1 protein-coding gene is annotated in these 515 nt (G+C 59.4%); it reads left to right on the top strand.

The window, feature by feature from the left end; translation table 11 throughout:
• Nucleotides 1–178: 178 nt before the first annotated feature.
• Nucleotides 179–515 (top strand): hypothetical protein (locus F4V54_RS11350; protein WP_150387199.1); only part of this gene is annotated, 337 nt, incomplete at its 3' end.

Genomic DNA, 515 nt, shown 5'->3' on the forward strand with positions numbered 1-515 from the left:
CGGTGTTCGATACCGTGAGCAACACATCCACAGGCCTATCTATCATTCTGATTTGGCCGCAAAGACGGGCAGCCAATTGGCGCTCGCACTGCATCGGCCGTAGTTTCGCTCCCTTGATCCGGAAGGGATGCGTTCCTTGCGACGTCCATGACGATCGCCTGAGCCAGAAAGTCCGCGCATGTCCTCTCCCTTTAACGCAGGCCCGTCCCCATACGGCAATGCTCACCCGATTCCCGTGAACAAGCCCCGCAGCAAAACCCCGTTGATCCTCGGCATCATCCTCGCCGTCGTTGGCGTTGTCGTCGCTTTTACGCTCGGGTTCTTCACCGGCGCCTCGTCGGTTACCGCAACCACGGGCATCGATGCCGACGGTGAAGCCGAAACGGCATCGATCTTCGATGTGGATGAAGGTCCGGATTCGCCGTCCATGAGTTCCGTAAATGTCGCCGGCGGCAAGGGGGATGCCGTTGATTCCGATGGAATCCGCTTGACCGTCACGAACATCGAGGAGGGCC

Source organism: Corynebacterium tuscaniense (assembly GCF_008693065.1).
Taxonomy (GTDB): Bacteria; Actinomycetota; Actinomycetes; order Mycobacteriales; family Mycobacteriaceae; genus Corynebacterium; species Corynebacterium tuscaniense.